Here is a 15,635-nt window from a genome sequence, read left to right as displayed (position 1 = left end):
TCATGACACGGGCCACCCCCTTTCGACACTTGATGGGAACAGCCCTCTGCGCCGCGTTTCTGGTAGCCTGCGCGCCAGTTGGTCCGGATTTCGTGCGCCCGAACTCTCCGGTCGTGAAACAGTGGATTGAGGTGAACAGCCCCAGCACCGGGCAAAGCGGCCTGACCTCACGCAGCGCGCCGGTGGTGAAATGGTGGGAGACATTCAATGACCCCACCCTCAACAAACTGATCGCCGAGGCCTATGCCCAGAACCTGTCTTTGCAGGTCGCTGGCGCGCGGGTCCTGCAGGCACGGGCGCAGTTGGGTATCGCCTTTGGCGAGTTGTATCCGCAATCGCAGGTCCTAGGGGCCTCAACCGAGCGGCGACAGATCAGCGACAATCTCGGACCCATCGCCGATATCAACCGGATCATTCCGCTAGATACCGAATTCTCGACCTCTCAGGCCGGGTTTGATGCGCAGTGGGAATTGGACGTCTGGGGCGCGCAACGGCGTGGTGTTCAGGCGGCGCGATCGAATTTGGCGTTGCAGGTGGCGAATTATGATGACGCGCTGGTGACGCTAACGGGCGATGTCGCAGCGCTCTATGTCAATATCCGCGCCTTGCAGGAGTCGCTGGGCGTTGCGCGGGAGAACATCAAGCTACAGCAGGAATCGGCAGACCTGACCCAGTTACGGTTCAACAACGGTATCACGACCGAGTTGGACGTTCAGGAATCCACTGCTCTGCTGAACAACACCAAGGCCCTGGTGCCCGAGCTTGAGAGCGATCTGCAGCAAACCAAGAATGCTCTGGCCGTTTTGCTGGGGACCACCCCGTCACGCATGTCCAGCCTTCTGGGGAATTCCGGTCGCATCCCCTCGGCCCGGTCCAACGTCGCGGTTGGTGTCCCGGCTGAGCTGCTGCGTCGTCGTCCGGACGTGAGAGCCGCCGAATTGGCCGCAGCCACACAATCGGCCGAGGTTGGCATTGCCATGGCGGATCTCTATCCGCAGTTCATTCTGTCCGGCTCGGTTGGGTTGCAAGCCTCGGGCGGGCGGAACTTGTTTAGTTCGAACAGCACAACGGGCCTTGCAAGTGCGGGCGTCGTTTGGAACGTGCTGAATTATGGTCGCATCAAGAACAACGTCCGGGCGCAGGATGCCGCCTATCAGGCGCTGATCGCCAACTATCAGAACACCGTTCTGACCGCTTATTCCGAGGTCGAAAGCGCCATGGTTGCCTATGCGCAGGCGCGCAAGCAGGTCGGGTTCTATCAGCAAAGCGTCGATGCCTCGCGCAAGGCAGCAGAAATCGCCGTCAATCAGTACACCGACGGGATCGCCGATTACTCCCGAATATTGAACACGCAGACCGCCCTGTTGCGCTCTCAGGCAAATCTGATCGAGGCGCGTCAACAGGTCTCCAGCAATCTCGTCGCCGTTTACAAAGGCCTTGGCGGCGGTTGGCAAATTCGCGAGAACAGAGAGTTCCTGCCAGATACCGTTCTGGCCGAGATGGCTTACCGCACCGATTGGGGCGATCTGCTGCAGGAAACACCAACCCGCGCCAGCCTGAACTAGAGCGTTTCGGGTTTCACTTAAATCAATGGGCGACGCCAATGTCCCGAGAATGCCGGAGGCATGGTAGGGTATTGGCGTCTCAAACTAAGCCCGAAACGCTCGCGCTATTTGGTTAGGCCCCTTAGGCCGCCCGAAATCAGGATGTTCACCTCATAGAGGATACGCGGCGCGGCAAGCCCTCCGGGGCTGGCGAGATAGTTCGGGCTCCACTCCGGATCGAACTTCTGTTTGAACGCGCGCAGCCCTTCGAAGTGATAGAATTGCTCACCATGTTCATAGACGAACCCGCCAATCCGGTTCCAAAGGGAGGCAAGCTGACGGTTCTCGATCCCCGAAAACGGCGCCGCGCCAAGTGAGAACCAGTGGAACCCCTGCTCGGCCCCCCAGGACATCATCTCGGCAAACAAGGCATCCATGACAAAGCTGGGGCTGTCCGGCTCGTACCGCATCAGATCCAGCGAAAGCTCGGACTTTCGCCCACCTTGAAACAGGTTGGCGAAAGCCATGATCTGACCGGTTTCTCCGTTCCGCAACACGGCGTGGTCGAAGTAGGACAGGTATTCATCGTCAAAACCACCCAAGGCGAACCCTTTCTCCGCCCCTGCTTTTTGCTCCAGCCAGTGATCGGAGATCGCCCTCAGTTCCGGCAGAATGGGCGCAAGGTCTTCCTTTGGAATGATCTCGAACACATAGCCTTCCCGCTCGGCTCGGTTCTTGGCCTGACGGAAGCGTTTGCGGGATTTGCCGTCCAGTGAGAAGTCTTTCAACGGTACGCGCGCGACTTCTCCGATCTTGAGGATCGACAGGCCGAGGTCCAGAAACGTCGGCAGGTATTTGGTCGAGACGCTGTAGAAAGCGCAAAGCTTGCCTTCTCGATCCGCCATTTCACGCAGTTGCCAGATCAGTTGCTTGCCAGCCGCTTCATCGCCCACAGGCTCACCCTTTGAGATGATGGCATTGCCCGTGTCGGCATAGGCGATGAACGCAGACTCATCAGGTGCAATCAGGAATTGCTTGTCACCGGTCAGGGAAATCTGAGCCTCTGTATCTTCGCTCTCCATGACCAAACGTTCGACGCATTCGGGTATTTCCGTCCGCACAGGCACCGGAATCTCGCGACCGAACAAGGAAGTGACGGCCGCAATTCCAAGGATCAACGCCACTACAAGGCTAGAGCGCAGGAATCGGGAGGCATCGCCATTCCAAGCGAACTCCCACCACAGCGCGTTCTGGTATTGTACGTGGGAATAGGCAAAGAGGCCGATCCAGAAAATAACGGCCAGCAGCGCCACAACACTGACCAGCCAGGGGATGTTCAACCGGAAGATCGACGCGCCGCTAACACGGTAGAACGCACCACGGAACAGCGCCAAAACGGCGATCGTGGCCAACATGCCCAACGCCTCATGCGTATCCAAACCCTTGGCCAGAGACGCGGCGAAGCCCGCGACCATCAACAGCATTGCGACCACCCACGCGCGGTAGAGCTTGCGGAACAGCCCGCGCGACACAAGCAGCAGCAGAACACCCACGGCGCTGCCGGCCAGATGCGAGGCCTCGACAAAGGACAAGGGCAAAACCTCGCGCAACGCGCCGAGGCTTTTGCTGTCCGTCGGCAACGCGCCCGAGACCAGCAGGATGATCCCAGCAACCGCAGTCACCCCGGCGGCAACCATCGGCACAATGGGGCGAATGGCGCGGTACACCCATGTCCCCGCCCCGATAATCCTGTGGCGTTGCGTCAGCGCCGAGGCAACAGCGATAGACAGACTGGCGATGGCGAACGGCAGGAACGTGTAAACGACGCGGTAAAGCAGCAGCGCCGCAATGACATCCGATCGACCCGAGGCCCCCAGCCCTGCGATCAGCGTCGCTTCAAACACCCCGATACCACCAGGCGCATGGCTGACGATCCCAACGGCAATCGCGGCGATGAAGATGGTGAAGAAATACGGATACCCAACCCCAAGGTCGTCCGGCATCAGCACGTAAAGAACCATGGAGGCCCCGGCCAGATCGCCAATCGCCGCCAGTGTCAAACAAGAGGCCAGCTTGCCGCCAGGCAGTTGGAAGCCGATCCCCAGAACCTCTAACCGACGCCCACCGGTGGAGAGCCAGACAAAAACGGTGATCAATGCGCCAAGCAGACCCAACCCGATGACGGTCTCAACCGTCGCGCTGATTGGCAGCGCGTTTGAAATGCCGTCAGGGTGAAAGGTCAAAAGCAAGCCGAGGACCAAAACCAGCCCCGTCCAGAACGCCACCCAGGACGTGGCGATGACCCCTGCAACGCGGCTTAGATCAAGGCCCAGAGACGCGTATATCCGATATCGGATGGCCGTTCCGGTGATGTATGAAAAGCCCAGACAATTGGAAACCGCGTAGCCACTGGCTCCGGCCATCCCGGCGACCGGCAGAGGGACCTCCCCGTCTGCCACGCTTTGCACGGCGAAGACATCGTATAGAGACAGAGAAAAGAAACTGACCGCCGTCCAACACAGAGCATAAAACATCACGCGCCAAGACGTTTCCGAGATATCCGCCTGAACGTCTGCCCATTTCACATGAGAAGACAGCTCATGCAGAACCGTCAATGCAATCAGGGTGACAAAGATCGGGATGGCGATGCGGACCCATGGCTTCTCAAGGAATGCGGTGATCTTTTCGGCCAATTGCACGGCCCGTGGTTCGTGCTGCTGAGTGGTCATATTCGATAAATCCCGCCTGTATCCCCGCCGACTGTCGCACAATTTCCGTGGCCGACAAAGCGTAACGGCCCGTTTCACGCAGCGTTTTCAGAACCTTCCCTTGCGCGTGGACAGAAGAAGGTTCGTCTCAGACCGGGTGATCCCTTCCATACGGCGGATCTGGAACAAGACCTCGTCGAGTTCGGCCAGCGTGTCCGTGCCGATTTCAGCGATCAGGTCCCAGCTTCCATTTGTGGAATGCACAGCGCGCACCTGCCGTAGCGCTCCGATCCGGGCCATTGTACGTTCGGTCCCGCGCCCCTCGATCTCAAGCATCATCAGACCCCTGACCGGGCTTTGCGCCACGTCGCGCTTTGTCTGAACGGTAAAACCCACGATCTCGCCCGATTGTTTGAGGCGCTGCAGCCGACTGCGCACAGTGGTACGCGTGACGCCAAGCGTCTCGGCCAGCTCAGACAGTGACGCCCTCGCATCCCGATGCAGCGCGCTGAGCAACCTGTTATCCAAATCGTCCATGACTAGCTTCCTTTTCGGATACTCATCTTTCTTATTGAGCAATTTGCTCTCTTCACGCAAGACAGACTGTCACGTTACATGAAGCATATGGATACGAAGAACATAATTTTAGTTGGCGCCCCCATGGACGCGGGCAAGCGTCGGCAGGGTTGCCGAATGGGGCCGGATGCCTACCGCGTGGCCGGGCTGGATCGCGCCCTTGCGGATCTTGGTCATACGGTGATCGACTACGGAGATGTCGCCCCGGATGCGGTCGAGACCCCGGACCACGCCCACCTTTTCGCCCTGCCCGAGTGCATCGGGTGGACGCAGGCTTTGGCCCGAGTCGCTGCCGAAGTCTCGCCCCAAGGTGTGCCAATCTTCATGGGCGGCGATCATGCCTTGTCGATGGGAACCGTGGCGGGAATGGCGGATCATGCACAGCGCATCGACCGGCCTTTGTTCGTTCTTTGGCTGGACGCCCATAGCGATTTTCACACCCCCGGAAGTACCGACAGCGGCAACCTGCATGGAACACCTGTCGCCTACTTCACTGGCCAGCCCGGCTTCGAGGATTTTCCGCCGCTGCCTGCCGTGGTTCCAACCAATCGCGTTGGAATGATCGGGTTGCGTTCGGTCGATCCCGCTGAACGCGCCTCGCTTGAGAAGAACCACGCCATGCTGGCCGATATGCGCAGCATTGACGAACATGGGATCAAAGCCCCGCTCATGGCCTTTCTGGACCGCGTGAGGGCTGAGAACGGCATCCTTCACGTGTCACTGGATGTCGACTTCCTCGACCCCGCGATCGCGCCGGCTGTTGGGACAACCGTGCCCGGAGGTGCCACCGAACGCGAGGCCCATTTGGTCATGGAGCTTTTGCATGAAAGCGGGCTGGTCTGCTCCCTCGATCTGGTCGAGTTGAACCCCTTTCTGGATGAACGCGGACGCACCGCAAAACTCATGGTCGACTTGGCCGCATCCCTGATGGGACGCCGGATCTTTGACCGCCCCACTCGGAGTTTCTGATGACTGTACCCTCAGATAAGGCCCTGGTGCCCTTTGTTTCCGTCGACAACATGATGCGGCTGGTTCACCATGTCGGCGTCGAAAAGATGATCATAAGGATCGCTGAGCAGATCGAGGCCGATTTCAAACGCTGGGAAAGCTTCGACAAGACCCCTCGGATTCCGGCCCACTCCCCGCATGGTGTAATCGAACTCATGCCTACTTCAGATGGTGAGGCCTACGGGTTCAAATACGTCAATGGCCATCCGAAGAACACCTCTGAAGGTCTGCAAACAGTAACGGCCTTTGGACTGCTCGCGGATGTCTACACGGGCTACCCGACCCTTCTGACCGAGATGACCATCCTAACCGCCCTACGGACGGCGGCGACATCAGCTCTGGTCGGTCGGTATCTGGCCCCCAAGGGTGCCACCACCATGGCCATGATCGGCAACGGCGCGCAGTCCGAATTCCAATGCTTGGCCTTCAAAGCCATGTGCGGTATCGACACCGTGCGGCTGTATGATACCGACCCGAACGCCACCGCCAAATGCGCAGCCAATTTGCAAGGCAAAGGCCTGAACGTAGTGCCCTGCAAAACCGCCGAAGAGGCGATCGAGGGCGCGCAGATCATCACCACCTGCACCGCGGACAAGAAATATGCCACGATCCTGACCGACAACATGGTCGGTCCCGGCGTCCACATCAACGCGATTGGCGGCGATTGCCCCGGCAAAACCGAGTTGCATCGCGACATCCTTCTGCGCTCGGAGATATTCGTGGAATACCCCGAGCAGACGCGGATCGAGGGCGAAATTCAGGCTTTGGAAGATGATCATCCCGTCACCGAACTGTGGCAGGTCATGACCGGTCAGGCGCGAGGCCGAACAGACGACAAGCAGATCACGCTGTTCGACAGTGTCGGTTTCGCAATTGAGGACTTCTCGGCTCTGCGCGTCATCAAGAGCGCAGTCGCAGAGACTGACTTCTTCGAGCCGTTGGACATGCTGGCCGACCCTGACGATCCCCGCGATCTGTTCGGGATGCTCATGCGCGCCGGCTAACCCGCTTCCGATCCCGCACCGGGTCTGTGTCGAATTGGGGGCTCTGCCCCCGCCGCCCGTTCCGGGCGACTCCCCCGGGATATTTTTAGCCAGATGAAGAAACGGATCGTTAACCTAGATTCGGTATTCGTCTTGTGCGGTACAGGCGGGGACGCCGATGACCGCGCCAGGTGAAGCTCTCCGACGTTGATGTTGGAGAGCGGATCCCTGCTTCATCTGGCTAAAAATATCCCGGAGCGCGAGGCAGAGCCTCGCAAACTCCTAGCCAGCCAAAGACGGCAAGTAGAGAACGATGCCCGGAAATGCCACAAGCAGCGCAATGGTGGCCGCGTCTGCCAGGAAGAACGGGGTGACCCCCTTGAAGACATCCTGAACACTCAGGTCTGGCCGGACCCCGGCAACCACAAAGCAGTTCAGACCGATGGGCGGCGTGATCAGGCAGAATTCGGCCATTTTTACCACCAAAATCCCAAACCAGATCGCACACATCGGGCCGGACATGCCAAAGGCGCTGTCCGCGGCGCTGACGGTTTCCCCTCCGTTCAGGGCCATGACAGCGGGGTACACGACGGGCAGTGTCAACAGCAGCATCCCGATGGCATCCATGAACATACCCAACACCGCGTAAGCCAGAAGGATGCAGATCAGGATCAGCATCGGCGACATCTCAAGCGAGGTGATCCAATCCGAGAATGCGCCTGGAAGGTCTGCAAAGCCCAGGAACCGCACGTAGATCAGCACGCCCCAGATGATCGAGAAAATCATGGCCGTCAGCTTGGCTGTCTCTAACAGAGCCGATTTGAACTCGGGCCAGCGCATGCCATGAACCAGGGCGAAACAGAAGACGATGAACGCGCCTATGGCTCCGCCTTCGGTTGGGGTACCCCACGCCTTGTCGCCGAACGGGTTGTAGACGAAACAGATGATGATCAGGATGACGGCAACGATCGGGATCGCCCCGGGCAGCGCTTGGAACCGCTGTTTCCAAGTAAAACCGGTGACCGGAGGGCCAACGGATTTGAACACAACCGCGATGCCGACAATGAGCAAACCGTAGATCACGGCAGAAAACGCTCCGGGAATGAAACCGGCCAGTAGCAGCTTGCCGACGTCCTGTTCGACGATGATGGCATAGATCACGAGGATGGCTGATGGCGGGATCAGCGAGGCCAGCGTCCCGCCAGCTGCAACGACGCCCGCGGCGAAGCGCTTGTTGTAGCCGACGCTCAGCATTTCGGGAATCGCGATACGGGCAAACACGGCCGAGGTGGCGACCGAGGCGCCAGAGACGGCAGCAAACCCTGCCGTGGCGAATATGGTGGAGACCGCTAGGCCTCCAGGAACCCAGGCGATCCAGCGTTTGGCCGCTTCGAAGAGGGCACGTGTCAAGCCCGCGTAGTAGGCGAGGTATCCGATCAGGATGAAGGTCGGAATCAGGCTGAGCGTATGGGCGGCGACTTTGGAATGCGGCACCTGCCCCGCCGTCTTGACGGCAACAGTGAGAGCCTTGCCAAATCGGTCGGGATCGTACCCGAACTTGGCCCAGAATATCCAAACCAAGCCGAACAACCCAGCCAGACCTGCAGCAAAGGCCACGCGCATGCCTGTGACAACAAGGACCAGCAGCCCAGCCGTCACCCAAAGGCCGATGTCAATCGTGTCCATCTGTTAATCCTGCCCTTCGAACTGCTCTGCCTCTGCGGCAGCCTGTGCGGCGGCGTCTTGGATCAAGGGCACCGCCACGGGTGCCTCAAGCCCCAGAACGAACGCGCGGCCATAGCCCCAGATCTGCAACACCAGACGGAGTGACAAGACCGAGAACGCCACCGGGGCCAGCAGTTTCGCGGGCCAAAGCGGGATGCCGATGTCGATTGAGCTGTCGCGGCTCCACATTGGTGCGCCGAAATCAAAGGATCGGTCGAAATGGGACCAGCTGCCCCAGACCAATGCCAGCATCAGGACAAGGATCAGGATTACCGAGATCAGCTCGAACAACCACAGCGCCCGTCCGTGCAGACGCGAGATCACAATGTCCATCCGGATATGGCCGCCATCGCGCTGCACGTAAGAGATGCCGAGAAAGGCGATCAGTGGCATCGCCTGTTCAATCCAGTCCACATAGCCCGGCAACGGCGCGTTTATCGCGTTGCGGCCGCTGACCGAGACGACGGCCAGGACCATCAGTCCAAAGACGGCTATTCCGCTGATCAAGGCGAGAGCCCGCTCTAACTTCAGCAAGTGCTGATCGATCTGGCTGAGGCGACTGCCATCCTCCAGCACCGTGGCCTGTCCCGCCATTCCGGTGATCCCCTTTGTCAAGAAAGGCCGGGCGCTAGGACGCGCCCGGCGTATGCGATCAGTTGCCGCCGCGCTGTTGCGTCAGCGTAGTCTGAACCAAATCGTAGAGGTCCTGCGCTGGTAGGCCCTGCGCGCTCATATCCGCAATCCACTGTTCGCGGATCGGATCGGCGGCCTTGGCGCGGAACTCTTCAATGACCGCGTCGTCGATCATTACCTTCTGCACACCCTTTTCTTCCAGGACGCTATCCCATTGCTCCAGAAGTCCAGCATAGTTGGCCAGATAGTGCGCAATGGCCTCGTCAATCGAGCTATCAAGCGCTTCGCGGTGCTCAGGCGACAGCGCTTCATACGCGTCGATATTCGCAACCACCGGGCAATTCACGGTGCCGGGGTTGAGGTTTGCCGTCCACCAATCCGCTTCATTGATCGTGCCAAAGGACAGGTGCGCGTGCTGCGCGAAGGCGACGGTATCGACCACACCCGATTCCATGGCGTTGAACGCTTCAGTCGCAGGGACCGAGGTTGGGACACCGCCCACGGCCTCGAACGCTTTGCCCAGACCACCTGTTGCGCGGACGCGCATTCCTTCGAACGCGGCCAGATTATCGCGTGGATCGCCGGTGCCGACCAGATTGTACTGAGGCATGGGCGAGGTCATCAGAATGCGCGCATTCCATTGCGCCATCTCATCAGCCACCGCCGGGTGATCATAGACCGCATGGCTGACGGCAACCTCTTCTTCCAGATTGTTCACGCCCAGAAACGGCAGCTCCAGCACCGTAATCGCGCGGTTCTTGTCGCGGTGATAGCCCGCACAGAACTGCGCAATCTCGAATGCGCCGATCTCGATCCCGTCCAGATTCTCGCGCGGTTTCGACAGGCCGCCATAGCTGACATTGATCGTGAACTCTCCGCCGGTTTTTTCCGAGACCAGTTCGGCCAGTTTTTCGACATGTTCGGTAAAGGCGCGGCGCTTGCCCCAGACCGAAGCGTTCCATTCGGTGGCTGCGGCCTCGGACACGAACGCAACGCCAAGGGCGGCGACGGCGGCACCGCTCAGCATCTTTTTCATAATATCTTCTCCCTTTGATGCGCCCCCTCCCGAGGCGCTTGGAAAGATGCTAGCGCCAACATGTATATGTGCCAACCCCTGCTTCCTAGTAGGTGATTTTCAAGCACATCTTTTCACTCTTGTTGTTCGACGACATAGCTGCGGATCACCACGGAAACACCCCTCATGGGCCGACCAAAAAATTTACAATTTTAATGTTGTTTTTTAACGTTAATTTTCAGCTCAGCAAAATTTTTTTACTTATTTACTTCGCTCAGAAAAATTTCTTTACAAACAAATCCAAGGAATACGGCAATTTATTTCATTATTTTCTGAACCCGGCCATACTTCGATTGGGGAGGAACGGGATCGACAATGCTCAAATAACGGGCAAGAGACGTCCCATAGTTATCCAGCCTAGAGGGAGGAGCCTCAACATGACCACCGCTGCCCAGGCAGATGCCAAGACCTATCCGCCAACCGCAGAGACCGTTGAGCGGGCGCATGTCGATGCCGCGAAATATGAAGAGATGTATGCCGCATCGGTTAGCGACCCGGACGCGTTCTGGGGCGAACACGGCAAGCGGATCGACTGGATCAAGCCCTTTACGCAGGTCAAGGATGTCAATTACGACTTCGGCTCGGTTAAGATCAACTGGTATGCCGATGGTACTCTGAACGTCTCGGCCAACTGCCTGGATCGCCATCTGGAAACGCGCGGCGATCAGACTGCAATCATCTGGGAGCCGGATGATCCAAATGATGCTGCCCAGCACATCACCTATGCCGAGTTGCACCGCCGCACCTGTCGCATGGCCAATATTCTGGAATCCATGGGCGTGCGCAAAGGTGATCGCGTCATTATTTATCTGCCGATGATCCCCGAGGCCGCCTATGCAATGCTGGCCTGCGCGCGCATCGGAGCGATTCACTCGATCGTTTTTGCAGGCTTCTCGCCTGACGCTCTGGCGGCCCGTGTTAACGGTTGCGACGCCAAAGTCGTCATCACCGCAGATGAAGCCCCGCGCGGTGGCCGTAAAACACCGCTGAAATCGAACGCAGACGCGGCGCTGCTGCACTGCAAGGACAGCGTGAAATGCCTGGTCGTCAAACGCACGGGTGGTCAGACCACTTGGATTGATGGACGTGACTACGACTACAACGAAATGGCGCTTGAGGCCGATGACTATTGCGCCCCAGCCGAGATGAGCGCGGAAGACCCGCTGTTCATTCTTTACACGTCGGGTTCGACCGGCCAGCCCAAGGGTGTGGTTCACACTACCGGCGGCTATCTGGTCTATGCCGCAATGACCCATGAGATCACCTTCGACTATCATGAAGGCGATGTGTACTGGTGTACGGCAGACGTGGGTTGGGTCACTGGCCACAGCTATATCGTTTATGGTCCGCTGGCCAATGGTGCCACAACCCTGATGTTCGAAGGCGTGCCGACCTACCCGGATGCAGGCCGCTTCTGGGAAGTTTGCGCCAAGCACAAGGTCAACCAGTTCTACACGGCCCCAACCGCGATCCGAGCCCTGATGGGACAGGGAAGTGGGTGGGTCGAAAAACACGACCTCAGCGACCTCAAAGTTCTGGGCACCGTGGGTGAGCCAATTAACCCGGAAGCTTGGAACTGGTACAATGAGGTTGTCGGCAAGGGAAAATGCCCGATCGTCGATACGTGGTGGCAGACTGAAACCGGCGGTCACCTGATGACCCCCCTGCCCGGCGCACATGCGATGAAGCCCGGCTCGGCGATGAAACCGTTCTTTGGCATCGAGCCAGTGGTTTTGGACCCGCAATCTGGCGTCGAGATCGAAGGCAACGGTGTCGAAGGTGTACTGTGCATCAAGGACAGCTGGCCCGGCCAGATGCGCACCGTATGGGGCGATCATGAACGGTTCGAAAAGACCTATTTCTCGGACTACAAAGGCTACTACTTCACCGGTGACGGCTGCCGTCGCGACGAAGGTGGTGACTACTGGATCACTGGCCGAGTCGATGACGTGATCAACGTCTCGGGCCACCGTATGGGCACTGCCGAAGTCGAAAGCGCGCTGGTAGCGCATGCAGCAGTGGCCGAGGCCGCCGTTGTGGGCTATCCCCATGAAATCAAAGGACAAGGCATCTATTGTTATGTCACTTTGATGAATGACCGTGAGCCTTCGGATGAGCTGCTCAAAGAGCTGCGCACATGGGTTCGCACCGAGATTGGCCCGATCGCCTCGCCCGACGTCATTCAGTGGTCCCCAGGTCTGCCCAAAACACGCTCGGGCAAGATCATGCGCCGTATCCTGCGCAAGATCGCCGAAAACGACTTTGGCTCGCTGGGCGATACGTCCACTCTGGCCGATCCGTCGGTCGTCGACGACCTGATTGCAAACCGAGCGAATAAGTGAGGGCATGATGGACGCTGCGACCATGACAACTCCTGCTGTTCTCATCCTTCTCGGCCCTCCGGGCGCCGGGAAGGGCACTCAGGCGCGCATGCTGGAAGACAAGTTCGGGCTAGTGCAACTCAGCACCGGTGACCTTCTGCGTGCGGCTGTTGCTGCAGGCACCGATGCCGGAAAGGCGGCGAAAGCCGTGATGGAGGCCGGCGAGCTGGTCAGCGACCAGATCGTCATCGACATCCTGCGCGATCGCATGGCGGAACCCGACTGTGCCAAAGGGGTCATTCTCGATGGCTTCCCCCGCACCACCGTTCAGGCCGAGGCGCTGGATGGTCTTCTGGCGGAAAAGGACCAGAAGATCAGCGCCGCGATCAGCCTTGAGGTTGAGGATGCGGAAATGGTGATCCGGATCTCGGGCCGCTACACCTGCGCCGGCTGCGGTGAAGGCTACCATGACACGTTCAAGAAACCGTCGGTCGACGGCACTTGCGACAATTGCGGTGGGACCGAGTTCAAGCGCCGGGCAGATGACAACGCGGAAACCGTTGCCTCACGCCTGAGTGCCTATCACGCACAGACAGCCCCACTGATCACCTATTACGACGGTCAGAGCGTTCTGAAGCGGACGAACGCCATGGGCAAGATTGAAGACATCGCGCGCGACCTGGAGGACATCGTCGCCAGCGCGGTGAACTAAGGGAGGGAGACAGGCCGTAAGGCCTTGATCCTTAAACAGAATACTTCGATGCACCGCCTTGGCGGAACAGAGGAGTTTTGTCAGATGCCACGGGGTATCTGTCACATTCGAGAAGCGGTCCGGCGCGCTGGAGGAACGAAGCAAAGGACCGCCCAACGAGGAAGCGAAGGAGGAACCCGCAATGGCGGATCAATCTACCAACTCCGCGCAGACTGCCGAAGCCGATAAGGGCTATTGGCAGGCCAACCTGCGCCTCATCTACATCAGCCTCGCGATCTGGGCGCTGGTGTCGTTTGGATTCGGCATCCTGCTGCGTCCGCTGCTGTCCGGCATATCTGTTGGCGGTACTGATCTGGGCTTTTGGTTCGCTCAGCAGGGATCAATCTTGGTCTTTCTGGTGCTGATCTTCAACTACGCCTGGCGCATGAACAAGCTAGACGCCGAACACGGCGTAGACGAAGAGTAAGGGAGAGCGGGGACAATGGATCAGTTTACCATCAACCTGCTGTTTGTTGGCGCGAGTTTTGCGCTATACATCGGCATCGCGATCTGGGCCCGTGCGGGTTCCACATCTGAATTCTACGCTGCTGGTCGCGGCGTTCACCCGGTCACCAACGGTATGGCGACAGCGGCGGACTGGATGTCTGCGGCCTCGTTCATCTCGATGGCGGGCCTCATCGCCTTTACCGGCTATGACAACTCGACCTTCCTGATGGGTTGGACCGGTGGCTACGTGCTGCTGGCTCTGCTGCTTGCGCCCTACCTGCGTAAGTTCGGTAAATACACCGTCTCGGAATTCATCGGCGACCGTTTCTACAGCCAGACTGCACGCGTCGTTGCCGTGATCTGCCTGATCGTTGCGTCGGTGACCTACGTGATCGGTCAGATGACCGGCGTTGGCGTAGCCTTTGGCCGCTTCCTTGAGGTTTCGAACACTTCCGGTCTGCTGATCGGTGCTTGTGTCGTGTTTGCATACGCGGTGTTTGGCGGGATGAAGGGTGTGACCTACACCCAGGTTGCTCAGTACTGCGTGCTGATCACAGCCTACACCATCCCGGCGATCTTCATCTCGCTGCAGCTGACCGGCACTCCGATCCCGGCGCTGGGTCTGTTCGGTGACACCGCAAGCGGTGAGCCTCTGCTGACCAAGCTGGACGCCATCGTGACCGAGCTGGGCTTCAACGAATACACGGCCCACCACTCGAACACGCTGAATATGGTTCTGTTCACGCTGTCGCTGATGATCGGTACTGCGGGTCTGCCGCACGTCATCATGCGCTTCTTTACCGTTCCGAAAGTGTCTGACGCACGTTGGTCGGCGGGTTGGACGCTGGTCTTCATCGCGCTGCTGTACCTGACCGCCCCTGCGGTTGGCGCAATGGCCCGTCTGAACATCACCGACATGATGTGGCCCAATGGTGGCATCGAAGGTGGCGCAGTCTCGGTCGAGGAAATTGACAACGATCCGCGCTATGACTGGATGCAGACGTGGCAGAAAACCGGTCTTCTGGATTGGGAAGACAAGAACGGCGACGGCAAAATCCAGTACTACAACGACAAGTCCGAAGCGATGACTGCTATCGCGGAAGAAAAAGGCTGGGTCGGAAACGAGCTGACAAAGTTCAACCGTGACATCCTGGTTCTGGCCAACCCCGAAATCGCCAACCTGCCGGGTTGGGTGATCGGTCTGGTCGCTGCCGGTGGTCTTGCGGCTGCTCTGTCGACCGCTGCGGGCCTGTTGCTGGCGATCTCGTCGGCGGTGTCCCACGACCTTGTCAAAGGTGCGATCAATCCGCAGATCTCGGAAAAAGGTGAACTGCTGGCCGCGCGTATCGCAATGGCCGTAGCCATCCTGGTTGCAACCTATCTGGGTCTGAACCCACCGGGCTTTGCGGCACAGACCGTGGCCTTGGCCTTTGGTCTGGCGGCTGCCTCGATCTTCCCGGCGCTGATGATGGGGATCTTCTCGACCCGCATCAACAACACCGGCGCAGTTGCTGGTATGCTGGCTGGTCTGGTTGTCACTCTGGTCTATATCTTCCTGCACAAGGGCTGGTTGTTCATTCCTGGCACCAACTCGTTCACCGATGCTGATCCTCTTCTGGGTCCGATCAAGTCGACCTCGTTCGGCGCCATCGGTGCAATGATCAACTTCGCAGTCGCGTATGTTGTTGCCGGCATGACCAAAGAGACTCCGCAGGAGATCAAAGATCTGGTCGAAAGCGTACGCATTCCCCGTGGTGCGGGCGCAGCTCAGAACAAATGAGCCTGATGCGGCCTGAGGTTCTTGCCAATGGCCGCGTCTTTCGATCCACTACTCCCGTCCGGCACACCACCGGGCGGGATTTTT

The 15,635-nt window shown here is 58.8% G+C and carries 12 protein-coding genes; 7 read left to right on the top strand and 5 right to left on the bottom strand.

The window, feature by feature from the left end; all coding sequences use genetic code 11:
- Nucleotides 1-2: 2 nt before the first annotated feature.
- Complete coding sequence (locus tag ACR0C3_RS03865; RefSeq protein ID WP_480524430.1) at nt 3-1,565, top strand: efflux transporter outer membrane subunit; 1,563 nt, start codon at nt 3-5, stop codon at nt 1,563-1,565.
- Between the two features lie 104 nt (nt 1,566-1,669).
- Here the strand turns inward: ACR0C3_RS03865 and mprF are convergent, their stop codons facing one another.
- Together mprF and ACR0C3_RS03855 are read right to left on the bottom strand one after the other, a co-directional pair.
- On the bottom strand, nt 1,670-4,273 hold the full coding sequence (gene mprF, locus ACR0C3_RS03860; protein ID WP_480757233.1) for a bifunctional lysylphosphatidylglycerol flippase/synthetase MprF: 2,604 nt from the start codon (nt 4,271-4,273) through the stop codon (nt 1,670-1,672).
- 87 nt (nt 4,274-4,360) lie between these two features.
- On the bottom strand, nt 4,361-4,789 hold the full coding sequence (locus ACR0C3_RS03855; RefSeq protein WP_170469819.1) for an Lrp/AsnC family transcriptional regulator: 429 nt from the start codon (nt 4,787-4,789) through the stop codon (nt 4,361-4,363).
- An 87-nt stretch (nt 4,790-4,876) separates the two neighbouring features.
- Here ACR0C3_RS03855 and rocF point away from each other — a divergent pair, with 87 nt between their 5' ends.
- The gene (gene rocF, locus ACR0C3_RS03850; protein ID WP_480757232.1) at nt 4,877-5,797 is read left to right on the top strand and encodes an arginase; all 921 of its coding nucleotides are present in this window, start codon (nt 4,877-4,879) and stop codon (nt 5,795-5,797) included.
- The gene (locus ACR0C3_RS03845; RefSeq protein WP_480757231.1) at nt 5,797-6,840 is read left to right on the top strand and encodes an ornithine cyclodeaminase; all 1,044 of its coding nucleotides are present in this window, start codon (nt 5,797-5,799) and stop codon (nt 6,838-6,840) included. Before rocF ends, ACR0C3_RS03845 begins: the two co-directional genes overlap by 1 nt.
- Before the next feature lie 261 nt (nt 6,841-7,101).
- Here the strand turns inward: ACR0C3_RS03845 and ACR0C3_RS03840 are convergent, their stop codons facing one another.
- The 3 genes from ACR0C3_RS03840 to dctP are packed head-to-tail and all read right to left on the bottom strand — an operon-like array spanning nt 7,102 to nt 10,213.
- Nucleotides 7,102-8,505: a TRAP transporter large permease gene (locus tag ACR0C3_RS03840; protein WP_480757229.1), complete on the bottom strand. Its 1,404-nt coding sequence runs from the start codon at nt 8,503-8,505 to the stop codon at nt 7,102-7,104.
- Between the two features lie 3 nt (nt 8,506-8,508).
- On the bottom strand, nt 8,509-9,138 hold the full coding sequence (locus ACR0C3_RS03835) for a TRAP transporter small permease subunit (protein ID WP_170376651.1): 630 nt from the start codon (nt 9,136-9,138) through the stop codon (nt 8,509-8,511).
- A gap of 58 nt (nt 9,139-9,196) precedes the next feature.
- Nucleotides 9,197-10,213: a TRAP transporter substrate-binding protein DctP gene (dctP, locus tag ACR0C3_RS03830; protein ID WP_170551300.1), complete on the bottom strand. Its 1,017-nt coding sequence runs from the start codon at nt 10,211-10,213 to the stop codon at nt 9,197-9,199.
- 416 nt (nt 10,214-10,629) lie between these two features.
- On the opposite strand from dctP, the gene acs reads away from it, so the two are divergent.
- The 4 genes from acs to ACR0C3_RS03810 all read left to right on the top strand — a co-directional run bounded on the left by acs (nt 10,630) and on the right by ACR0C3_RS03810 (nt 15,551).
- Nucleotides 10,630-12,594 (top strand): acetate--CoA ligase, encoded by a 1,965-nt coding sequence (acs, locus tag ACR0C3_RS03825; protein WP_480524439.1) that lies wholly within the window; start codon nt 10,630-10,632, stop codon nt 12,592-12,594.
- A 7-nt stretch (nt 12,595-12,601) separates the two neighbouring features.
- Nucleotides 12,602-13,285, top strand: coding sequence for an adenylate kinase (locus ACR0C3_RS03820; protein ID WP_170376643.1), 684 nt, complete (start codon nt 12,602-12,604; stop codon nt 13,283-13,285).
- A gap of 181 nt (nt 13,286-13,466) precedes the next feature.
- Nucleotides 13,467-13,751 carry a DUF4212 domain-containing protein gene (locus ACR0C3_RS03815; protein WP_170376639.1) on the top strand — a complete coding sequence of 95 codons (285 nt, stop codon included), beginning with the start codon at nt 13,467-13,469 and terminating at the stop codon, nt 13,749-13,751.
- A 15-nt stretch (nt 13,752-13,766) separates the two neighbouring features.
- Nucleotides 13,767-15,551, top strand: a complete 1,785-nt coding sequence (locus tag ACR0C3_RS03810) for a sodium:solute symporter family protein (RefSeq protein ID WP_170551306.1) — start codon at nt 13,767-13,769, stop codon at nt 15,549-15,551.
- Nucleotides 15,552-15,635: the final 84 nt, after the last annotated feature.

The sequence above is a fragment of the Ruegeria sp. CK3 genome, from assembly GCF_056536565.1.
Note: the sequence above shows the minus strand (reverse complement) of the source record. Positions and strands in the feature narration are given on the sequence as shown.